Source organism: Cupriavidus sp. UME77, from assembly GCF_014170355.1.
GTDB lineage: Bacteria > Pseudomonadota > Gammaproteobacteria > Burkholderiales > Burkholderiaceae > Cupriavidus > Cupriavidus basilensis.
On the sequence record NZ_LZZU01000063.1, the window covers coordinates 29,773 to 51,718 of the forward strand.

At 64.0% G+C, this 21,946-nt stretch carries 14 protein-coding genes and 1 pseudogene; 8 read left to right on the forward strand and 7 right to left on the reverse strand.

Features of this window, described 5'->3' with window-relative positions:
- The first annotated feature begins 733 nt into the window (after nucleotides 1-733).
- Nucleotides 734-1,585, forward strand: a complete 852-nt coding sequence (locus tag A9975_RS25565) for an alpha/beta fold hydrolase (protein WP_255503443.1) — start codon at nucleotides 734-736, stop codon at nucleotides 1,583-1,585.
- On the opposite strand, the gene A9975_RS25570 is transcribed toward A9975_RS25565, so the two are convergent.
- Nucleotides 1,582-1,986, reverse strand: a complete 405-nt coding sequence (locus A9975_RS25570; protein ID WP_183035208.1) for a response regulator transcription factor — start codon at nucleotides 1,984-1,986, stop codon at nucleotides 1,582-1,584. The two genes, A9975_RS25565 and A9975_RS25570, sit on opposite strands and share 4 nt — an antisense overlap.
- Before the next feature lie 438 nt (nucleotides 1,987-2,424).
- Here A9975_RS25570 and A9975_RS25575 point away from each other — a divergent pair, with 438 nt between their 5' ends.
- The 4 genes from A9975_RS25575 (at nucleotide 2,425) to A9975_RS25590 (ending at nucleotide 10,807) form a co-directional block, all read left to right on the forward strand.
- On the forward strand, nucleotides 2,425-4,149 hold the full coding sequence (locus A9975_RS25575) for a multicopper oxidase family protein (RefSeq protein ID WP_183035209.1): 1,725 nt from the start codon (nucleotides 2,425-2,427) through the stop codon (nucleotides 4,147-4,149).
- A 52-nt stretch (nucleotides 4,150-4,201) separates the two neighbouring features.
- Complete coding sequence (locus tag A9975_RS25580) at nucleotides 4,202-4,783, forward strand: SCO family protein (RefSeq protein WP_255503444.1); 582 nt, start codon at nucleotides 4,202-4,204, stop codon at nucleotides 4,781-4,783.
- Nucleotides 4,784-4,862: 79 nt separating this feature from the next.
- Nucleotides 4,863-6,305, forward strand: coding sequence for a cytochrome c peroxidase (locus A9975_RS38620; protein ID WP_183035211.1), 1,443 nt, complete (start codon nucleotides 4,863-4,865; stop codon nucleotides 6,303-6,305).
- A gap of 2,069 nt (nucleotides 6,306-8,374) precedes the next feature.
- Nucleotides 8,375-10,807 (forward strand): cadherin-like domain-containing protein, encoded by a 2,433-nt coding sequence (locus A9975_RS25590; protein ID WP_183035212.1) that lies wholly within the window; start codon nucleotides 8,375-8,377, stop codon nucleotides 10,805-10,807.
- 246 nt (nucleotides 10,808-11,053) lie between these two features.
- On the opposite strand, the pseudogene A9975_RS25595 reads toward A9975_RS25590, so the two are convergent.
- Nucleotides 11,054-11,218: pseudogene (locus A9975_RS25595) on the reverse strand (SDR family NAD(P)-dependent oxidoreductase); the annotation flags it as partial.
- An 88-nt stretch (nucleotides 11,219-11,306) separates the two neighbouring features.
- The gene (locus tag A9975_RS25600; protein ID WP_183035213.1) at nucleotides 11,307-12,767 is read right to left on the reverse strand and encodes an efflux transporter outer membrane subunit; all 1,461 of its coding nucleotides are present in this window, start codon (nucleotides 12,765-12,767) and stop codon (nucleotides 11,307-11,309) included.
- 85 nt (nucleotides 12,768-12,852) lie between these two features.
- Between A9975_RS25600 and A9975_RS25605 the strand changes: the two genes are divergently transcribed.
- The 3 genes from A9975_RS25605 to A9975_RS25615 all read left to right on the forward strand — a co-directional run bounded on the left by A9975_RS25605 (nucleotide 12,853) and on the right by A9975_RS25615 (nucleotide 17,795).
- Nucleotides 12,853-13,467 (forward strand): TetR/AcrR family transcriptional regulator, encoded by a 615-nt coding sequence (locus A9975_RS25605; protein ID WP_183035214.1) that lies wholly within the window; start codon nucleotides 12,853-12,855, stop codon nucleotides 13,465-13,467.
- An 87-nt stretch (nucleotides 13,468-13,554) separates the two neighbouring features.
- On the forward strand, nucleotides 13,555-14,670 hold the full coding sequence (locus A9975_RS25610) for an efflux RND transporter periplasmic adaptor subunit (protein WP_183035215.1): 1,116 nt from the start codon (nucleotides 13,555-13,557) through the stop codon (nucleotides 14,668-14,670).
- Nucleotides 14,667-17,795, forward strand: coding sequence for an efflux RND transporter permease subunit (locus A9975_RS25615; protein ID WP_183035216.1), 3,129 nt, complete (start codon nucleotides 14,667-14,669; stop codon nucleotides 17,793-17,795). Before A9975_RS25610 ends, A9975_RS25615 begins: the two co-directional genes overlap by 4 nt.
- Nucleotides 17,796-17,879: 84 nt before the next feature.
- Here the strand turns inward: A9975_RS25615 and A9975_RS38625 are convergent, their stop codons facing one another.
- The 4 genes from A9975_RS38625 to A9975_RS25635 all read right to left on the reverse strand — a co-directional run.
- Complete coding sequence (locus A9975_RS38625; protein ID WP_183035218.1) at nucleotides 17,880-18,095, reverse strand: DUF4148 domain-containing protein; 216 nt, start codon at nucleotides 18,093-18,095, stop codon at nucleotides 17,880-17,882.
- A gap of 389 nt (nucleotides 18,096-18,484) precedes the next feature.
- Nucleotides 18,485-19,558, reverse strand: a complete 1,074-nt coding sequence (locus A9975_RS25625; RefSeq protein WP_183035217.1) for a porin — start codon at nucleotides 19,556-19,558, stop codon at nucleotides 18,485-18,487.
- 599 nt (nucleotides 19,559-20,157) lie between these two features.
- A complete protein-coding gene (locus tag A9975_RS25630; protein WP_255503446.1) occupies nucleotides 20,158-21,405 on the reverse strand; it encodes an outer membrane beta-barrel protein in 1,248 nt (415 codons plus the stop codon).
- Nucleotides 21,406-21,528: 123 nt separating this feature from the next.
- The coding region (locus A9975_RS25635; RefSeq protein WP_304523944.1) for a citrate/2-methylcitrate synthase at nucleotides 21,529-21,946 on the reverse strand (418 nt) is incomplete at its 5' end.

A 21,946-nucleotide genomic window follows, 5' to 3' on the forward strand; every position in this document is an offset into this window, starting at 1 on the left:
CCCGAAACTGCTGGCGATAGGAAAATAGCGCGTCGGTACCTGGCCGCTCGTCGGGTAGCCTACGATCTATCTGACTGGGTCGACTGGTGCCATGGCGTCGGTGCCAAACTCAATGATGCGACTATTGCGACCGAGGACAGGCCGGAAGCCTGACCAAGGCGGCTTCCGTCATCCTTTACCGACCGACACCGCCGCTCAGCCCTACAGTAACCCGATGCCTGCCCCCCATATCACCGCGCCCACGCGCTTTGCGGATGTTGGGGGTACGTGACTCGCCTACCGCCGCTGGGGTAACACCGATCCCTCGCAGCCGCCCTTGCTGCTTCTGCAGCACTTCCGCGGCGGCATGGATCATTGGGACCCGTTGATAACGGACGGACTTGCCGAAGGCCGCGAAGTCATCCTCTACAACGGCCGCGGCGTAGCTCTTACGGCGGCCAGCCGCGCACCCGCATTGAGGCAATGGGCGCCGACCTGCCCGGCTCCGTGTTGCCCTTCATCCTGCGCAACGTGACGCTGGCCGGCATCGACTCGGTCAACGCACCGCAGGGCCTGCGGCTGCAGACATTGGCTCGTCTGGCGACCGACCTGGACCCAGGAAAGCTTGCATGCGCGACCGGATGGTCGGCCTGGTCGAAGTGCCTAGCCTTGCGGATACGGTATTCCTGGGCCAGGTGCGTGGTTGCACCGTCGTGGACGTCAACGCGTGAAGGCCGAACCCAGGGAATCAATCATGACCAGATATGACCCAGATAGCCAATCGGCAACGTCCTATGCACGCGCACAGAACAACCAGGTCAGGGCGGGTGGAACCACCTTCGCTTATCGCGAACTGGGCCCGCGCGGGGGCATCCCGTTGATCCTGCTCAACCACTGGGGCGCCGTGCTGGACAACTTCGACCCGCGTATCGTCGATGGCCTGGCCCGGACGCGTCGCTTTATTGCGATCGACTACCGGGGAATCGGTTCGTCCGGCGGTATCGCGCCGTTGACCGTGGATGAAATGGCGCGCGACACAGTCGCATTGATCCGGGCGATGGGCTTCGATCAGGTCGATCTGCTCGGCTTTTCGCTCGGCGGCTTCGTGGCGCAGGACGTGGCGCTAAAAGCGCCAGACCTGGTGCGCAAGCTCATCCTCACAGGCACGGGTCCCGCGGGCGGTCAAGGCATCGATCGCGTGGGGGCCATGTCTTGGCCACTGATGCTCAAGGGCCTGCTGACGCTGCGCGATCCGAAGACCTATCTTCTCTTCACTTCCACCGCCAACGGCAGGCGGGCGGCAAGCGCATTCCTGAAGAGGCTGAAGGAACGCAAGGCGGGTCGCGACAAGGGGCCGACACCCCGTGCCTTGCTTCGCCAGCTCAAGGCGATCAAGGCCTGGGGCCAGCAAGCGCCGCAGGACCTTACTTGCCTGCACATGCCTGTCCTGATCGCCAATGGAGACAACGACATCACGGTGCCCACCGCCCTGAGCCACGACATGGCCCGCCGCATTCCCAAAACTGCACCAGATTGCGCCGCCAGAAGCGCGAACGGGCGCCGTGCGGCGCCCGATGCAGCGAGGGTGTGTGGGGATCGAAACTAGCGCAGCACGGCGTGCCGCTCGCGCTGGGACAGCAGCGCGGCCTCCACGCGGCTGCGTACCTGCAGCTTCTGCAGGATGTTCGTCACGTAGTGCTTGATGGTTTTTTCCGACAGGCAGATGCGTTGTCCGATCTCGCGGTTGGTCAGCCCGAGGCCGATCATGCCGAGGACTTCCTTTTCGCGATCGGTCAGCTCCTGCAGCGGGTCGGGCGCGGGTTCGCGCGTCAGCGAGGCCAGGATTTCCGTGGCCAGCGGCGGCGATACATAGATCTCGCCGCTGAGCGCCGACAGCAGCACCGCGTGCAGCTTCTGCGCGGAGATTCCCTTCAGCACATAGGCACGGACTCCGGCCTTGAACGCCGCAAGCAGCGTGTCATGGTCCTCGGAAGCGGTCAGCAGCACGATCACGCTGGCGGGGCAGGTCGCAATGTCAAGACAATGCTCTACCTTCCGACCAATGGCGGGCGTTCGCTGAATGCACAAATCTTTGTTCAACCGGCATGGATTTACAAAAAATTCCCGGGAGTGAAGAAAAAAATACAGCGGGCCGTATCAAGAATGGCCGCAGGGAGTTGCGTCGTGCACAAGAAGCCAAGATCGTCCGGGTCCCCCACAAGACGCCGCGGACATTTTCCAAATGTCCTTTTGCCAGGGCATTGCCTCATGACCGATTGACGCCTCGCGCCGTATGAAAAGTTGATTTTCATGCCCGTGGCAGGCGTGCATGCGCAGCGCGAATTCGCGCCTGCGCAGGGAGAGTTCGCGCCAGAAAATCGCGTAAAGACGTTCAATGGCGTTTTTTAATAGAACGTTACGCGGTGTCACTAAATGGAGTGAATAATGGATGCGCAGGGTCACGAAACGGTTCCCGACGAGGGACGCCGACGCCTTTTCAAAGCCACCGCGGCAGGTGCCGGCGCGGTGCTCGCTGGCGGCGTGCTGCCGGCCGCCCCGGCACTGGCCAAGGACAGTGACGATGCGAGCCCGGCCACGCGCCCATTCGTCGAAGTGCTGCCGGTGCCGATGGTCAAGCCGCCGGTGGCGGCACTCAGCCCAGCGCCGCTCGTGACCCGGGGCGAAGGCGAATGTGGCCGTGGCAGCCATCAGCGCTGGGGCGAGTTCGAACCGCGCAAGCTCTATGAGTTGCATGTGAAAGAGGCGCTGCACTCGTTTCACCGCGACCTGCCGACGCAACGCGTGTGGGGCTACGACGGCATGCTGCCCGGACCCACCTTCGTCGCGCGCTACAACGAGCCGGTGCTGGTGCGCATCTTCAACGAACTGCCCGCCAATCACATCGGCTTCGGCTCGCCTGAGATCACCACGCACCTGCACAACCTGCACATGGCGTCGGAAAGCGATGGCTTTACCGGCGACTACTACAGCAGCACGCGCTTCGGCCCGACGCTGACCGGCCCTGGCGGCTATCGCGATCATCACTATCCTAACTGCTACGCGGGCTACGACGCGTTCAGCAGCACCCATGGCGACGCGCGCGAGGCGCTCGGCACCTGCTGGTATCACGATCACCGCCTCGATTTCACGGGGCCCAACGTTTACCGGGGCCTGTCGGGCTTCTATCTGCTGTTCGACGAGCTCGATTCGGGCAACGAGGAAGACTCCAATCCCAATGCGCTGCGCCTGCCCAGCGGCGTGGGCCGCTACGACATCCCGCTCGTGTTCCAGGACCGGCGCTTCGATCGCAAGGGCATGCTCGCGTTCGATTCGTTCAACTCGGACGGTCTCCTGGGCGACAAATTCCTGGTCAACGGCAAGATCCAGCCACTGTTCGAAGTGGAACGGCGCAAGTACCGCTTCCGCCTGCTCAATGGCGGGCCTGCCCGCTTCTATGAGTTCTACCTGATGTACCAGAACGCCGAGCAGGACTTCACGTACATCGCCAACGACGGCAACCTGCTGCCCGCGCCCCTGACGACGCGCAAGATCCGCATGGGCGTGGCGGAGCGTGCCGACATCGTGATCGACTTCAGCAAGTACCCGATCGGCAGCCAGCTGTTCCTGGTCAACCGGCTGGAACAGGACGACGGCCGCGGCCCCGACGACAAGCTGATGAAGAGCGGCACGCAGCTGCTGCGCTTCGACGTCAGGTCCAATCCGGCGCGCCCCGATATCAGCCGTGTGCCGGCCAGGTTGCGCGATCTGCCCGACCTGCCCACCGAGGCGCAGCTGCGCAAGCTGCCCACCCGTGTGTGGGAGTTTGACCGCTCCAACGGCGGCTGGACCGTCAACGGCAACCATTTCGATGTCGAAAAGCCGGCCGCGCGGATCAAGCGCGGGGCCGAGGAAGTGTGGGTGTTGCGGGGCTCCGGCAACTGGCATCACCCGGTGCATATCCATCTCGAGGAGGGACGCATCCTGTCGCGCAACGGCTCGACGCCACCGGTGCACGAGCGCGGGCGCAAGGATGTCTACGTGCTCAAGCCCGGTGAGGAGATCCGCGTCTTCCTGCGCTTTCGCGACTACGAAGGCAAGTACCTCATGCATTGCCACAACGGCATGCACGAGGACCACGCGATGATGGTCCGCTTCGACATCGTCCCCTGACTGGCCATCGTCCCACGGCAAACGGAGTCCGACCATGCACGCAAAGCGAACAATGCTCCTGGCCCTCTGTGGCGCAGTGCTGCTGCCGGGCGCGGCCGGTGCGCGCGGTATGGCGCCCGGCCCGCGTGGTGGCCCCAGTGGCCCCCGCGCCGGATATTTCCCCAACGCGGTGTTCGATACGCACGACGGCCGAAAGGTGCGCTTCTATGACGACGTGGTGCGTGGCCGCGTGGTGGTCTTCAACATGATGTACACGGCGTGCACGGGCATCTGCCCGCCCAACACCGCGAACCTGATGGCGGTGCGCAACCTGCTGGGTGCGCGCGTCGGGCGCGATGTCCACATGGTGTCGCTCACGCTGCAGCCGGAGCTCGATACACCGGCCGCGCTGCTCGCCTATGCGCGCCAGTACGGCACGGGCAGCGGATGGACCTTCCTGACCGGCCAGCGCGCCGACATGGAGCAGGTGCGGCGCCGTCTTGGTTTCTACGATACCGATCCCGCCGAGGATGGCCGGCTCTCGCGCCATACCGGCATGGTGGTGATCGGCAATGAACGGCTGGATCGCTGGTGCATGATGCCGGCCCTGACATCGGCGCGGCAGATCGCCCACGCGATCCTGAATCTCACATGAGCGGTGAAACGGAGAAACGGTGAAACGGTAAGGCAGTGAGGCAGGGGCACGCCCGGACGCCGCATGCACACGGAACGATGTGCAGCGGCACCAGGCGATTCGATTCGGACGGGAGGGGACCATGGATCAAAACGGGGAGCGCAAGCAGCGCAAGCGGCTGGCCACAACCAGCCGGTGGATCATCGCCGGGCTTGCCGGATCGGCTGCCGCGCTGGTGGCGCTGCATGCGGGCCGGCTGATTGCCGCGGCGCCGGTCGTATTTCTGCCCCCGGCCAGGCCGATGGGCTCGTTGAAGACGGTGCCCGTGCCAGGGCCCACCGAACAGGAGCTGGCAGTGTTCGTGCGCGACAGGAAGGCGGCCATCCAGCTCGGCAAGGCGCTGTTCTGGGACATGCGCGTGGGCAGCGACAACCTGACCGCGTGTGCGTCCTGCCACTTCCAGGCGGGGGCCGACAACCGCATCACGAACCAGATCAACCCTGGGTTGCTGGCCGGCGACAACCAGTTCAACACCGGCAGCGCCAAACAGGCAGGGCCGAACTACAAGCTGCGTGCCGCCGATTTCCCGCTGGTCCGGCACGGCGATGTCGATGACGCCGGGACGATCATTGCCGACAACAACGACGTGGTGGGCTCGCAGGGCGTGTTCGCCGCCACGTATGACGACATCAAGCCGAATGGCCGGAAAGACGACTGCACCAACATCTCCGATTCGCTGATGCACGGCGGCACCGGTTTCGACGTGAGCGGCGTAAACGTGCGGCGCGTGACCGGCCGCAACGCGCCCAGTGTGATCAACGCCGTATTCAACTTCCGCAACTTCTGGGACGGCCGCGCCAATAACGTCTTCAATGGCGGCGATCCGTTCGGCATGCGCAACCCGCAGCCGCTGGTGTGGAAGCTGGAAGGCAGTGTGCTGCGCAACGTGCCGGTGCGGCTCTCGTCGTCGTCGCTGGCGTCGCAGGCATCGGGCCCGCCGATGTCGAACGTGGAAATGAGCTGCGCAGGCCGTGCCTTCATCGACCTCGGCAAGCGTCTGCTGGACGAGACGATCCTGCGCGCGCAGACCATCTCGCCCAAGGACAGCGTGCTGGGGGGCTTTGCTGCCAACGCGCCGACCTATTCGCAGCTGGTGCGCAAGGCGTTCCAGCCGGCCTTCTGGGATCCCGGCCAATACGATCGTGATCCTGCCAGGCACGGCGCTGACGTGGAAAGAGCTGTTCACGCTGGCGCCCGCCACCTACCTGGCGGCCGGCACCAGCGGTCTGGCGCTGGCCGACGTGCCGGCCCCGCTGGCCGCCTACGAGGCGCACCTGATCGGCAATCAGGTCGGCGAAACGTACATTGCCGGGCTGGTCAACATCGCCCAGCATTCGCTCAATGCGGGCAGCGGCCTGATCAACTACATCGACTACGCAACCGGCGAGCTGCGCGTGGGCGGCAAGCTCGTGCGCGATGGCAACGGTGTGCCGCGCAACGTGCTCGATGCCGCGCAGCCCGGCACGCGCATCCGCCTCAATGACCCCGTGGGTCGCTATGGCCGCAAGATGGCCGGCGATCCGCGCTTTGCCGTCGATGCCGAGAGCCCCACGGTGCGCAGCGTGACGGGCTATCCGATGTGCGTGCCGCGCGTGGCGCCCACCGCGCAGGCAAGCGATCCGGCATGTCCTGAAGGCAATCGCCCGAAGAATCCGGACGGCCTGCACAGCGCCAGCTTCACGATGCCTGATCCGGCGGCGGTGCAGCCCGGACGCGCGCCCGATCCGCGCATCATGGCGCCGTTCGAAGTGGGCGACAGTGTCACGTACTCGGGGACGCTGGTGTCTGACGCCGGACCGCATGGGCCCTATGCAAGCCGATCGACCTACATTGCGGCGCACACGTTCGTGGCCAACGTGGCGATCTACACGGCGCCGTTCACCGATCCGGCCTATGTGGCGATCGACGTCACGCTGCTGGGCAACGGCGGCGTCACCGAGCCAGGCGCGCTGGAAGCCACGGTGCGCACGCGCTTCGAGGGATTCACGACCGATCCGTCGCGCAATATCCATCTGTACGGCGTGGATGTCGCGCCCGATGGCAGCACCTCGGAGCGTGAATGGGGCATCGTCAGCGTCGATCCGGGTGCGCCGACCGGCGCGCAGAAAGGGCGCTGGCGCTTCCGGCCGCCCTGCACGGGCCAGGTGGCCAGCGTCAATTTCTGCTTCGGCCCGCTCGACGAGAACACGTTCCTGCCCGCCACGCGTGAGGTTCGTGCAGTGGTGGAGGGCGCCTGGACGCCGTCATCATCGGTGCCGCAGCCGAGCGGCATCGTGGCCGGTCAAAGCCATGCGCCGATTGGCGAGTATCTGTTCCAGGAAGGCCTGCCCGGCATGGCACCGCCGGCTATCGCCTTCGCCACGATGCCGTTTCTGGCGCGCGGTGGCTACAGCTCGGCCACCGGTGTGGTGGCCAGCGGCCCGCTCAATCCGTGGCCCGGATCGGGCGGTGTCCCATCGACCTGCACCGCCCCGACCGCCGACGCGGGCGCGAGCATGACCGTGCTGTCCGGCGCCACCGGCAGCCTCAAGGGCACGGCATCGGGCTCGGGTTCGCTGACGGTCCTGTGGATACCACCGAAGGGCTTCACGCTGAGCCCATCGGCTACCGTGCTGAACCCGAGTTTCACGGCACCCGCGGTCACGGCCGGCAATACCTACCTGTTCACGCTGGCGGTGACCGGCTGCGGCGGGCAGACCGCTACGTCGGCGGTGGTGGTCACGGTGACGCCGGCGCAGCAGAACGTGCCGTTCATCAATCCGATCGCGCCGGTATCGGTGGCGTCGGGCGCCACGGCAACGCTGACGGCCGTGCCCGCGACCAGCCCGAACAAGCTCACCTACAGCTGGACACAGACCGGCGGACCGACGCAATCGTTCCAGACCTCGGGCGCAGGCGCGAGCCTGCAGGTATCGCACGTGGTGCCGATCGGGCAGACCACCGCCGACGTGCTCTCGTACACGGTGGTGGCCACCGACAGCGTCACCGGCGCGAAGTCGAAGCCGGTCACGGGCACGGCCTCTTTCACGCCGGCGGCCGACGTCGAGCGCATCACCGTGGCCGAGTATCGCGTGGCCAAGCAACGGCTCGATATCACGGCAGTGTCCTCGGTGGCGAACGCGAAGGTGGTGCTGAAGCTCCAGCCCTACAAGACCACGAGCGGCAAGGTCTTCGATCCCGCGTCGGTCGGCAACACGTTTACCAACAACGGCGGCGGCAACTACACGATCACGATCGTTGGTGTGCCGCAGCCTGGTCCGGGCGAGGGACTGGTCGTGAGATCGAATCTCGGCGGCGAGAGCCCGCCCACGCCGCTGACGCGCATGCGTTGAGCGCGGCGCGGGGGTGGCAGGAAATCGGCAGGACATCGTTTGATGCAGACGGGGATTGACTGACAAAGGCATCCGGCGACTGGCACGAGACGATGAGCAGCCAGGCGAGCAGCGCGTTATCGGACCTTCGGACCTTGGGGCCATGAGGCCCTGACAGCCGGACACAAGGATCCGTTACCAGACAGGCAACTACCCGGGGCGGTTTTTGAGGAGGTACAGCATGAAGACTCGACTCAGCACAATGGCGTGTTCCATCGCGCTCGCATTTGGCGCGGGAAGCGCATCCGCCGAACTGGCCCGCATGGGCCCGATCGACCGGGCCAACGGATATCCGCAGTGGTATCAGGACAAGACCGGCCTAACCCTGGATCTCTGCCAGAACCAGAGCGCGGCCGAACTGGCGGGAGGGTGGTGCGTGCTGCTGCCGCCCGATGTGCCCGGTGGCAGCGGCCCCGAGACGTTCCCGAACAACTTTGCCGACGAGCACTTCTACTGGCTGGCCAACGCGGGGGATCGGCGCGCACCGATTCCGGGCTCAGCCCAGACCACGGTGGCGCAACTGGTGCTGGCGATCGAAGGGGCGTTCGGCGGCGGGCCGGTAGTGCCCGGTGACCAGGTGGTGTTTGCGCGGCTGCGCCTGCGCCTCAATCCGATCCCGTTCGACGGCACCTATACGTTCTACACGCCGTACGGCAAATTCGAATTCCCGAACCAGGTGGCCGGCGAGCGGCTGTTCTCGACCGAGGATATCGGTATTGCACCGGGCGCGTTTACTGAAGTGCTCAAGGGCCGCATCGGGCCATTCCTGCTGCCGTCGGCAACGGCCGGCGGCCTCGAAGTGCCCCCGATCCCGGACCTGCAGCCGGGACAGGACCCGTTCCACGACATCCTCGTGAACACGGGCGCGGCCAGTGCCTATCCGGGTAACGGCCGGCGCTATATCGCCGATCCGGCGCGCGTGGGCCCGGTGACTGGCAGCCCGATGGCGGACTACATCATCGCTGGTGGCGGCACGCGCAACGCGAACATCTTCCGCATCGAGGGGCCGAACGGCTTCGTCTACGAAACCACTGACTTCACGATTGCCGGACGCGTCTTCGAGGGCGCCATCGCTGGCATGGCAACGGTGGACCGCGCCAGCTACCAGCGCACGGCAACGAACCGGCAGGTCGATGTCTACGCGACGGCCATGCCGACGCTGCAGGCACGGCTGCCGGCCACGCCACCGTCGGCCACGGTCTCCACCCAACTGGCGTACTTCGACGCGCCCTGTACGCCTTCGGTCGATGCCGAGGGTAATTTCGTGCCGCCTTACAGCGCGCCGGCGAATGCGGTGGCCAACCAGATGCTGAATAGCGGCACGCGCTACTATGGGCAGAGCCGGCCGGCGACGATTCCTACCGAGGTCTGCGTCCAGGCCAACGCGATCAGTTCGGGCGGACAATCCACGACGGTCTACATGCCCGCCCAGCTAGGCGACCAGGTGTTCATCACCGAGGCGCTGTACGACCCGAATACCCAGGCCATGTCGGTCAAGGCCAAATCGAGCGACCAGGTGGTGCAGCAAACGCTCAAGGCGGAAGGCTTCGATGCGCCGTTCGATGCCAATGGCCAGATGGTGGCCACCGAACTGCTGTCGCCGCCGTCGAAGGTGACGGTGCTGTCGAGCGGACATGGCCTCAACGAGATGCAGGTCAGCACCGGTGCAGTGGCCGGGGGCGGTACGTCGTTGCCAGTGGCCAATAACGATACGCTGACCGTGCTCGAGGATTCGGGCGCCACCATCATCAAGGTGCTGCTCAACGATACCGCGGTGACGGGCGGAACCGTGGCCATCTCCAGTCCGGCCACGTTGGGCACGGCGGCGGCCAATGCCGATGGCTCCATCACCTATACGCCACGTCTGAACGCCAACGGGTCCGATCGCTTCGGCTACAAGGTGACCGTCGCCGGCAAGGTATCGAACGAAGGGTCCGTGGCGGTGACCGTCACGCCGGTCAATGACCCGCCGGTGGCCAATGCCGACAGCACGAGCGCACTGCGCGGCATCCAGTCCAGCTTCAATGTGCTGGCCAACGATACCGATCCCGATGGCGCCACGGACCTGGCCTCGGCGGTGATCGTCACCGGCAATGCCAACCTCGGTCTGAACGCGGACGCCACGTTCAACGGCGGGATCGTGACCTTCACGCCGAGTGCGTCGATGGCCACGGGCACCGCCACGTTCACGTACCGTGCGGTGGACCGGGCTGGCGCCACCTCGGCCACGGCGGCCACGGTGTCGGTCGCGGTATCGGCCGGTGAAGCCATTGCCGGCACGCGGGCGCGCTTCACGCAGAACAAGAACCGCTGGACCATTACCGGCACGGACAGCCTCAGCGCTAACCAGACCATCACCATCAAGTACGACAACGGCACGTTCCGCCAGAACGGCAGTTGCACGAACCCGGGCAGCGCCGTGGGCACGGTGGTGGGGACGGCCGTGGTCACGGCCGGGGCGTGGACCTATGACCAGGCATTGACCGCGACCACGGGCATCCTTAATCCGAGCAACACCGGCAACAACAACTTCTGGTGTGCGCCACCGACGACATTGCGCATGACGTCGTCGCAGAGCCCGGCCACGGCCACGCTGGCGATCGAGCTGAAGTAGCAGAAGGAAAAGCACGAAACGGCGCGCGGGACGGTTGGGGAGCAATACGGGTCCGGCCCGCGCCTGGCAGCACACAGCAGGCAGAGCGATTTGAAGCTGCGCAAGAGGAGGCGACCCGCTCGCGCTCTCGGCCGCCGAGGTCTACAAGGGTGGCAACGGCCTGGCTCACAGTCATTCGCGCACCCATCTGTGGACGACCGAAGTTCAGTGTTCCGGCCATTCGACGCCGCCCCAGCCGCGATTCGCGCGGATATCCATCTCGGCCAGCTCAACGCCCGGTAGTGGCCGCGCTTTTGCTAGGCTGCGCACGGTGCCGAATACCTGGCAGCCCCGCAGCGCAGACTTCGCGGCGGTGGCACGGCCGATGCCCGAGGACACGCCTGTAATGACGACAACTTTGGAACTAGACATGGCAGATTTTCGGTATGAGTGGGTCGGTGCTGCGGTAAAGGTTCGAGCGATGAGCCGTGGTGAATGCGCAGCCTCAGTCGCGGAGTGACTATTTGCTGGCAACGGCGGTCGATTCGTCGGGCTGCCACCCACCGCCCAGGGCCTTGAAAGCCGCGACGGCAGCGCGCGCTGAATCGGTTTGCGCCTGCGCGCGCGCGTCTGATGTACGTAACAGGCTTTCGTCGGCTTGCAGGACTTCAATCAGGCTGACGACGCCTTTTTGATAAGCAGCAAACGATGCATTTCGCGCGCGGCCAAGCGAATCCACGCCTTGTGCGAGCACGGCCGCTTGCTCCTCGCGCTTGACGAGGGCAGAGAAGGCGTCTTCCACATCCTCCGTGGCGCGCAGCACGGCGAGCCGGTACGCGGCCAGCATCTCCGCCTCTTGCCCCTTGGCCTGATCGATCTGCGCGTTGATACGGCCGAAGTCGAACAGGCGCCAGCGCAGACCGAGCACGCCGGCAGATTGACTGGCACCGCTACCGAACAGGCTGCCGGCGCCCACCGATGTAGCGCTGCCGAGCAGGCCGCTGAGCGAGAACTTCGGATAGTACTCAGCTATGGCGACACCGATGCGCGCGTTGGAAGCTGCCAGGCGGCGCTCGGCGACGATGAGGTCGGGGCGGCGCCTCAGCAATTCGCCCGGCGATCCGCTGATCGCAATTTGCGGAGCGGCCGGGATGTCGCCGCCTTGCGCAAGCTCCGCCCGGTGCGTGCCCGGCAGCGAGCCGAGCATCACATCCAGCGCGTTCATCGCCGCATCGAGGCCAGCCTCAAGCGGAGGGATGGAAGCGCGAACCTGAGCGAGTGCGCCTTCGGCCTGCCGGACTTGAAGCTCGGCCGCCAGTCCCTTGCCGTACAGCAGGTTGATGGTGGAGAGCAATTCTTCTTGCGTCTGTGCCTGGTGGCGGGCCACTTTCAAGCGCGTCTGTAAGCCGCGGATGGTGATGTAGATATCGGCAGTCTGTGCGGCCACGGCCAGCCGTGTGGCGACTGCGCCCGCTTGGGAGGCCTGGTAGTCGGCAAGTGCCCCCTCGCGGCCGCGGCGCAGGCCGCCGAATACGTCCAACTCCCAGCTTGCGCTGACATCGGCCTCAAAAGCGTTGCCGTTGCGGTCGAATCCGGGCCGCGAATTCAAGACGCGGCCCAAAGGGGTTTCGACGGACTGGTATGCACGCGCGGCCTGGCCCGTGACATTGCCGGAGGGCAGCAACGCGGCATTGGCAGCACCAAGCCCCGCGCGGGCTTGCGTGACGCGGGCGAAGGCCTGTGCAAGGTCCAGGTTTTGTTCCAGCGCGAGCTGCACGTACCGCGTGAGTTGCGGATCGCCAAAGCCAGCCCACCACGCGGGCAGATCGGCTCCGGCATTGGCTGTCCGCTGCTCCACTGCTGTCTGGCCCTGGAATTGCCGGGGAACCGGCACATCGGGCTTCACATAATCGGGGCCGACGGCACAACCGGTCGCCAGGCTGGCAGCGAAGAGGGCCATAAGGGAGTGTTTTGGCAACATGGATGTCTTCCAGCGGGTTTTTGTGACTATAGTACAAAATGGTCACACGTTGTTCAACTATCGCGACTCGCGTAAGCTGGAGCCTATGAAGACCGCCCCCTACCCCGTTTCCGCCCGTGGCCCGGCGGACCATGACGTGCGAGACCAGATCGTTGCCGCCGCCACCGAGCACTTCAGCCGCTACGGCTACGAGAAGACCGCCGTTTCCGATCTGGCCAAGGCCATCGGTTTTTCCAAGGCTTACATCTACAAGTTCTTCGAGTCCAAGCAGGCCATTGGCGAGATGATCTGCGCCAACTGCCTGCGCGACATCGAGGCCGACGTGAATGCCGCCCTGGCCGAGGCCGACTCCCCGCCGGAGAAGCTCCGGCGCATATTCAAAGCCTTGACTGAGGCCAGCCTTCGGTTGTTTTCCCACGACCGCAAGCTGTACGAGATCGCGGCCTCGGCAGCGACGGAACGCTGGCAAGCGGTGATCGCCTATGAGGACCGCATCCAGGAGTTGCTGCGCGATGTGCTGCAGGAGGGCCGGCAGACTGGAGACTTCGAGCGCAAGACGCCGTTGGACGAGGCCACGACGGCCATCTATCTGGTCATGCGCCCGTACATGAATCCGTTGCTTTTGCAGTACAGCTTTGATTACACGGAAAGTGCGCCCGGACTGCTCTCCAGCCTCGTGCTTCGGAGTCTTTCCCCCTGACGCGCAGTTTTTTTGATTGTGACCATTGACTAAAATGGTCACAAGAACCAGAATGAAAGCCCAGATGATCTTGTCGATGGGGCTTTCATGCTTTCTCGTTGCTTTGTTACCTCTATCGTTATTGGTGCGCTGCCGCTCGCTTTGAGCGCTTGCGGCGAAAAGGCCCCTGCCGATCCGCGTACCGAGGCACCGTTGGTGCGTGCCGCGTTCGTTCAGCCCGTCGATTCCGCGTCGCGTTCATTCACAGGGGTCGTCGCTGCCCGGGTGCAGAGTGATCTCGGGTTCCGCGTGCCCGGCAAGGTGTTGGAGCGGCTTGTGGATGCCGGGCAGGCAGTCAAGCGCGGGCAACCGCTCATGCGCATCGACCCTGTCGATCTGAAGCTCGCCGCGCACGCACAGCAAGAAGCGGTGAGCGCCGCGCGAGCGCGCGCGCACCAGGCGGCGCAAGACGAAGCCCGCTACCGCGATCTGCGCGGAACTGGCGCCATTTCCGCCTCAGCCTATGACCAAGCCAAGGCTGCGGCGGATGCCGCCAAAGCCCAGCTGAGCGCCGCCGAAGCGCAGGCCGATGTTGCGCGTAACGCCAGCCGTTACGCAGAGCTTGTTGCCGATGGTGAAGGCGTGGTCATGGAGACGCTGGCCGAGCCCGGCCAGGTCGTCAACGCAGGGCAAGCCGTCGTACGGCTGGCCCACGCTGGCCGCCGTGAAGCGGTGGTCCAGTTGCCGGAAACGTTGCGCCCGGCGATCGACTCTGTCGCACAAGCCACGCTTTTCGGTAAGGAAAGCGCCGGTGCACCTGCCAAGCTGCGGCAACTGTCGGATGCTGCCGATCGGCTTACCCGCACGTTCGAAGCGCGCTATGTGCTGGATGGGGAACTGGCCAATGCGCCGCTGGGCGCCACCGTGACGATCCAGATTCCCGATCGGCTCACCACCGTGCAAGGCGATCTGCAGGTGCCGCTTGGTGCCGTGTTCGATGCCGGCAAGGGCCCGGGTGTGTGGGTCATCCAGGGTGATCCGGCGAAGGTGTCGTGGCGATCCGTCACCATCGTGCGCCTCGGTGACGAAAGCGCTCGGGTTGCTGGCCAAGTCAAGCAAGGGGAGCGGATCGTCGCGCTTGGCGCACAACTGCTGCGTGAAGGACAGCAAGTCCGTGTGGCAGGGCAAGGTGCCAGCACTGCCATCGCGGGGGTGCGCCTGTGAGCCAAGGTCGTTTCAATCTATCGGCGCTCGCCGTGCGCGAGCGCGCCATCACGTTGTTCCTTATCTGCCTGATCTCTCTGGCGGGTCTCATTTCCTTCTTCAAGCTGGGCCGCGCGGAAGACCCGGCTTTTACGGTCAAGGTGATGACCATCATCACCGCGTGGCCCGGCGCGACGGCGCAGGAAATGCAAGACCAGGTGGCCGAGAAGATCGAAAAGCGCATGCAGGAACTGCGCTGGTATGACCGCACGGAAACGTACACGCGGCCGGGCCTGGCGTTCACCACGTTGACCCTGCTCGACAGCACGCCGCCGTCGGAAGTACAGGAGGAGTTTTACCAAGCGCGCAAGAAAGTCAGCGACGAGGTGGCCAACCTCCCGCCCGGCGTGATCGGGCCGATGGTCAACGACGAGTATGCGGACGTGACCTTTGCGTTGTTTGCGCTCAAGGCGCAGGGCGAACCGCAACGTGCGCTCGTGCGAGATGCGGAGACGCTGCGTCAGCGCTTGCTGCACTTGCCCGGCGTGAAGAAGGTCAACATCATCGGCGAGCAGTCGGAGCGCATCTATGTCGAGTTTTCCCATGAGCGGCTGGCGACGCTGGGCGTGAGTCCGCAAGAGGTTTTTACCGCGATCAACAGCCAGAATGCCCTGACGGCAGCCGGCTCGGTGGAAACGAAAGGGCCGCAGGTATTCATCCGTCTGGACGGCGCGTTCGACGAGCTGCAGAAGATTCGGGATACGCCGGTTGTATCGCAGGGCCGAACGTTGAAGCTGTCGGACATTGCCACGGTCAAGCGCGGATACGAGGATCCTGCCACGTTCATGGTGCGCAATGGTGGCCAGCCTGCCTTGCTGCTGGGCATCGTCATGCGCGAAGGCTGGAACGGGCGGGACCTGGGCAAGGCGCTCGACAAGGAGGTGGGCGCCATCAACGCTGACATGCCGCTCGGCATGAGCTTGACCAAGGTGACCGACCAGGCAGTCAACATCGCCGCTGCCGTCGATGAGTTCATGCTCAAGTTCTTCGCCGCGCTGCTGGTGGTCATGCTGGTGAGCTTCGTCAGCATGGGCTGGCGCGCGGGCCTGGTGGTGGCCGCGGCCGTGCCGTTGACACTGGCGGTCGTCTTTGTGGTGATGGCTGCGACAGGCAAGAACTTCGACCGCATCACACTTGGATCCTTGATTCTGGCGCTCGGCTTGCTGGTGGACGACGCCATCATCGCCATTGAAATGATGGTGGTGAAGATGGAAGAGGGCTACAGCCGCGTCGCCGCTTCGGCATATGCATGGAGCCACACTGCGGCGCCCATGCTGTCGGGCACGCTGGTGACCGCCGTCGGCTTCATGCCCAATGGCTTTGCGCGATCCACCGCGGGCGAATACACCAGCAACATGTTCTGGATCGTCGGCATTGCGCTGATCACGTCCTGGGTGGTCGCGGTGGTGTTCACGCCTTACCTAGGCGTAAAGATGCTGCCTGACTTCAAGAAGGTCGAAGGCGGCCACGATGCGATTTACGACACCCTGCGTTACAACCGCTTCCGTGCGCTGCTTGGGCGTGTGATTGCGCGCAAATGGCTGGTCGCGGGTTTGGTCGTCGGGCTCTTTGCCTTGGCCATCCTCGGTATGGCGGTGGTCAAGAAGCAGTTCTTCCCAATTTCGGATCGGCCTGAAGTGCTGGTCGAGGTGCAGATGCCCTATGGAACATCGATCAGCCAGACCAGCGCGGCCACCGCAAAGCTGGAAGCTTGGCTGGCCAAACAGAAGGAAGCCAAGATTGTGACGGCTTACGTTGGCCAGGGTGCGCCGCGCTTTTATCTGGCGATGGGGCCGGAACTACCGGATCCGTCGTTCGCCAAGATCGTGATCCGCACCGACAGCCAGGAAGAGCGTGACGCATTGAAGCAGCGCCTGCGCCAGGCGATTGCCGACGGCCTCGCCCCCGAGGCGCGCGTACGGGTCACGCAGCTCGTGTTCGGTCCGTACTCTCCGTTCCCGGTTGCCTATCGCGTGACCGGCCCCGATGCGCAGACGTTGCGCCGCATCGCGGCCGATGTTCGGCAAGTCATGGACGCCAGCCCGATGATGCGCACGGTCAACACCGATTGGGGGATGCGCGTACCGACGCTGCACTTCACCTTGCAGCAGGACCGCTTGCAGGCCGTGGGGCTGACCTCCAGCGCCGTCGCGCAACAACTGCAATTCCTGCTCAACGGCATTCCGGTGACGGCGGTGCGCGAGGACATCCGCACGGTGCAGGTGACCGCCCGCTCGGCCGGCGACATCCGACTGGATCCGGCCAAGATCGGCGACTTCACGCTGGCAGGCGCCAACGGGCAACGCATTCCGCTCTCGCAGGTGGGCAAGATCGATGTGCGCATGGAAGAGCCCATCATTCGGCGGCGCGATCGCATGCCGACGATCACGGTGCGAGGCGATATTGCCGATGGCCTGCAACCGCCCGACGTTTCGACATCCGTCAGCGCGCAGCTTCAGCCAATCATCGAGAAACTGCCCAACGGATACCGCATTGAACAAGCGGGTTCCATTGAAGAATCGGGCAAGGCCACGAAGGCCATGCTGCCGCTGTTCCCGATCATGCTGGCAGTCACCCTGCTGATTCTCATCTTCCAGGTGCGGTCGATTCCGGCGATGGTCATGGTGTTCCTGACCAGCCCCCTCGGCCTGATTGGCGTGGTGCCAACGCTGATTCTGTTCGGGCAACCGTTCGGCATCAACGCGCTGGTTGGCCTGATTGCGTTGTCGGGCATCTTGATGCGCAACACGCTGATCCTGATCGGGCAGATTCAGCACAACAAAGACGAAGGGTTGGATCCGTTCAGGGCGGTTGTGGAAGCCACGGTCCAGCGTGCGCGGCCGGTGATCCTTACCGCGTTGGCTGCCATCCTGGCCTTCATTCCGCTGACCCATTCGGTGTTCTGGGGCGCGCTCGCCTACACGCTGATAGGCGGGACGCTTGCCGGGACGATCTTGACTCTGGTGTTCCTGCCGGCCATGTACTCGATCTGGTTCAGGATCCGGCCCGGCAGCGCGGCCGATGCGCAGCGTGATCGACACGAGACCGTGCAGCCCGCCAGACAACTGGCGTCCGAGTCATATTGAATTGCGAGGGCATGTTGCCGCCGCATGGCCCTTGAGCAATGACGCTCGGCAGACCGTTGGGGATTTCGGCCAGTCACTCGTGGCCTACCGGGCGATCGCTCTCAGGCGTTCATAGTTGGCGAGCCGTTGCTGATACTTCTCGCTGTAGATGTCCGGCGTGGCGTCTCGCCGCCACGCTTGCGCGAGGCCCGCACGCTGCCAAGCCTCCAGGTTCGCTCTCACCTCCTGGCGCGTCAAGGAATGGCTCGATTTGCTGACGTCAGCGGCATGTGCCGCGTAAGCGAGTGTCGAGGCGAGCAGGGCAGCGGCAAGGGAGGGGAGGGGGGCGTGATGTGCTTCATTTTGTACGTCCTATTTAAATAGTCCCGGGGGAACCGTGAGCGATGCGCGCGAGACGTCGGCGCGTCGAAGACCCGGTCACGACGGGAAGGGGAATCTGAACGATGGAACCTGCTGGGAAGGGCTGGCGCTGCGCGCCGGGGGATTGCCCCGGAAGCGGCCAGTTTCCTGATGGAAGCGGGAGCCCGCCCGCACAGGAGTGAATCGCCGTGCTGGCGATGTGAGGGCGCGAAAAAAAAGGCCGGCATATCTGCCGGCCAAGCGTCCCTGCACCTAGTGAACAAGGCAAGGTCGATATGACTTGTCTCCAGCGCGCCCAGACAGCGCGCTGGCCATTATCACGAGTGATATTAGAAGCGGTGGCGCACGCCAACCATTGCGCCGGTCTGGTTCTGGCCGGGCAGCGTATTCATCGCATTGGTGACGCCGTAGGTGGCCTGTCCCTTGTTGTTCACGTAGCCGAGCAGCAGATAAGCATCGGTACGCTTGGACAGGGCATAGTCGGCATTCAGCACGAACATCCACGAATCGTTGCTGTCGTTGCGCGCATCGGTGTAGTAAGCAGCGCCGGTCAGGCTGAACGAAGGCGTGATGTTGTACAGCGCGCCAAGCCAGTACAGATTGTCATGACGGACGGTGGTCGCGCTGCTGAGTTCATCGCGCAGCCAGCGGTAGCCGGCGAACAGCTTCGCGGCGCCGAGCGCATACGACGCGCCAATGGCGGCACGCTTGGCCGCGGCGCCGGATGTGGCAACGGTGCTGCCCTGGTATTGGTCGTAAGCGACACCCACCGAGACCGGGCCGGTGGCGTAGGCCACGCCACCGCCGAAGTTCTTGCCGACCCGGAAGCTGCCCGGCACTTCGCTGCCGTTGACGACGTTGCTATCGCGGCCGAAGCTGTAGAAGCCGGTTGCGATCAGGCCACCGAATTTGCCGGTGTACTTGACAGCGTTGTCGGCGCGGCCGTTGAAGCCATTGGTGTCGACAGAATTGAGCGAGTAGCTGTTGCCGGCCATCATCGGGTCATAGGCGGCGAACAGGTCGTACAACGTGTTCTGCTGGCGGCCCAATGTGACGGCGCCAAGGTCGTTCTGCAGACCGACGTAAGCTTGGCGGCCGAACAGGCGGTTACCCTGGGCGGACGTGCCGGTGTCGAGATTGATGCCGCTCTCCAGCACGAAGATGCCCTTCAGGTTGTTGCCGAGATCCTCCACGCCGCGAATGCCCCAGCGCGAACCGGAAAGGCCACCCGACGTTACGCCATACAGTGCGCCGCCCCCGTTCGGGCCTTGCACATGGCTTTGGTAGCTGATACCGGCATCGGCAATGCCATAGAGCGTCACGCTGGACGATTGCGCGAATACGGCGCCGGACGCGGACCAAGCCGCGGCGGCTGCTGTCAATGCAAGGAGAGTCTTTTTCATTGTCATTTCAATTTCTGCTTAGCAAGTCGTTTCTTGCTTTCGGAAGGGGCCATGCCGGAGGGATCAGGCATGACCCGGTACGGCTATGGACGGCGCATGATGAGGCAGCTTTATGACAATGATGTGTAAATAGTTGTATAAAAACTTTTATTATTTTTTCTAAAATAGCAATTATTCATTTCTTTCATTGCAAGAAGCGCTACACGGCTTCCAAGATGACTCACCCCCCTCCCTTGCAGACTGGCGAATGCAAGTCCGATCTCCATTTCGATATCTTTTGGTAAATAGGGGAAGGATTGGATTCGATGGAGTCACGGCATCTGAAAGTTGCTAGCACGCTACTTCCAAGTGCGTGAAAGAAGCGCCGATCCAAAGTCGGTAATCCCGACGCTCTGGCCGCGCATGCCATCGGTATTCCATCTCGGAATTATTGTCATTCGGTTAATTCAATTGCGTCGGTGCAACGTCAACCTTAATATTGGGCGGAAATAGAGCGCCGCTGTCGGGTTTTCCCCCGGACTGCGTGATGCGCAGCTACCGCGAAGCGCGTCGTGAATACTCTCCCCCCGGGATTCGACAAGTGCGTCGCGTAGTCGGGCTTACAACAGCAAGCCGACCTCGAGCAACCCCCGCACTTGCGAGCGGCTGTTGCCGTCCGAACCGAAAGCCAGACCAGGCGCGGTCTTTCGCGCGCCGACGTAGGAGAACTCGGCGCGGCCAAAGAAGCGCTTGTATTGGTAGGTGGGCGTCACGGTGAGCGACCATGCCGTGCTCCCAGGACCATACAGCAGGTTGGGCGCGCCGTCGGCGGCGCTACCCGTGGAGCTGATGTACTCCAGGCGCACCGGCAGTTTGAAGCCCGCCTTGCGCAGCGGCGCCGGGGCAGCGTCGGAGCCAAAATCGTAGCTCATCAGCAGCGCGCCGCCATAGGTCGATGCGGACGCGTTGGCGCCGAACTCCGGAAGCTCTGGCACGCGGGTGTATTGCAGGTAGGGCTGGAAGGTCCATGGGCCGTTAGTGCGCGTGTAGATCAGGTTGTAGATTTGCTGGTTGTTCTGGAATAGAGGTGTCGCTGCGGTGGATACATGGGTGTGGTTAGTATTGCCGCCCGCGACAACGGCCAGCGTGTTATTGCTGTCGAATGCATAGCTAGCCGACATGGACACCCAGCTGTATCGCTTCGAGTAGAAGCCGTCGTTCACCGAGGCCGCGAGCGTTAGCGGCCCTGCGGCGTAGTTCACCTGCACCCCCCGGTTCACGGCGTTTTCCTGATTCCACAGCAGACCGCGCTGGACGTTCATGTTCTGGAACGAGAACGTGCTCTCGGCGCCGATCAGTGTTGGCAGCTTGCCAACCACTACTGAGAGGTTCTCGGTCGGCGCGATCTTCAGGTAGCCCTGTGCGACGGGGCCGAAGAACGTCGGCGTTGCATCCGAAGTGCGGATATAAGGCATGCCGAGGACGGGGATCGAGTAGTACCCCGCCTGGAGAAAAAACTGCAGCAAGCCATCCGGCTTGTTGATGAATACCTGGGCATTGCCAATATCGATCTGCCGGCTGCGATCTGAAGGCAGGGCGTTGCTCTGCACTTGGCCTAGACCGCTCAGCACGCCGGTCAGGTATATCGGGCCAAGGCCGCCTGCATCGAAGTTGACTGGCTCCGGGTTGGCGCTCAGCGTCACTGCGTTGGCTGGTTGTAGCGCGGGTGGGGCCTTCGCCTCGGCCGCGGGCAGCGGATTAGCGTCGGTCGTCGCTGCCGGCTCTTGCTCGTCTGCCCGGGCGGCAATAGGTATGGAGCTCAGTAGCGTGAGCGATATGCCTATGCAGAAGCGGACGCTAATTCTCATCGGACGTCTTCCTTCGAATGCTGAGGGCTAGGGTCGCCAGCCGGCGACCCATCGTGAACACCAAGGTGTCGCATCGGCCGCTGCTTCCCGCGTTCCGGGCCCACCGGTAGCGACACACTGCGCTCAGCGCCTGCGGATATCCGATGCGTCGCGACGCGGAGCGCCATTGAACAGCTGGCGCGGACGGCCGATCTTGTATTCCGGATCGGTGATCATTTCTTCCCACTGCGAGATCCAGCCCGGAGTGCGTGCCAGGGCGAAGATGCAGGTGAACAGCGACGTCGGGATGCCGAGCGCGCGTTGCACGATGCCCGAGTAGAAGTCGACGTTCGGGTACAGCTTGCGGCTGACGAAGTACTCGTCTTCCAGCGCGATCTTTTCCAGTTCCATGGCGAGCTTGAACAGCGGGTCGTTGTGCAGGCCCAGTTCGTTCAGCACTTCATAGCAGGTTTCGCGCATCAGCTTGGCACGCGGATCGTAGTTCTTGTACACGCGGTGGCCAAAGCCCATCAGGCGCACGCCCGAGTTCTTGTCCTTGACC

What these genes read in the sequence shown, in the direction of transcription:
- A9975_RS25565 (WP_255503443.1), top strand. Translation starts at nt 734, where the DNA reads ATGACCAGATATGACCCAGATAGCCAATCGGCAACGTCCTATGCACGC.
- A9975_RS25575 (WP_183035209.1), top strand. Translation starts at nt 2,425, where the DNA reads ATGGATGCGCAGGGTCACGAAACGGTTCCCGACGAGGGACGCCGACGC.
- A9975_RS25580 (WP_255503444.1), top strand. Translation starts at nt 4,202, where the DNA reads ATGCTCCTGGCCCTCTGTGGCGCAGTGCTGCTGCCGGGCGCGGCCGGT.
- A9975_RS25590 (WP_183035212.1), top strand. Translation starts at nt 8,375, where the DNA reads ATGAAGACTCGACTCAGCACAATGGCGTGTTCCATCGCGCTCGCATTT.
- A9975_RS25600 (WP_183035213.1), bottom strand. Translation starts at nt 12,767, where the DNA reads ATGTTGCCAAAACACTCCCTTATGGCCCTCTTCGCTGCCAGCCTGGCG.
- A9975_RS25605 (WP_183035214.1), top strand. Translation starts at nt 12,853, where the DNA reads ATGAAGACCGCCCCCTACCCCGTTTCCGCCCGTGGCCCGGCGGACCAT.
- A9975_RS25610 (WP_183035215.1), top strand. Translation starts at nt 13,555, where the DNA reads ATGCTTTCTCGTTGCTTTGTTACCTCTATCGTTATTGGTGCGCTGCCG.
- A9975_RS25625 (WP_183035217.1), bottom strand. Translation starts at nt 19,558, where the DNA reads ATGAAAAAGACTCTCCTTGCATTGACAGCAGCCGCCGCGGCTTGGTCC.
- A9975_RS25630 (WP_255503446.1), bottom strand. Translation starts at nt 21,405, where the DNA reads ATGAGAATTAGCGTCCGCTTCTGCATAGGCATATCGCTCACGCTACTG.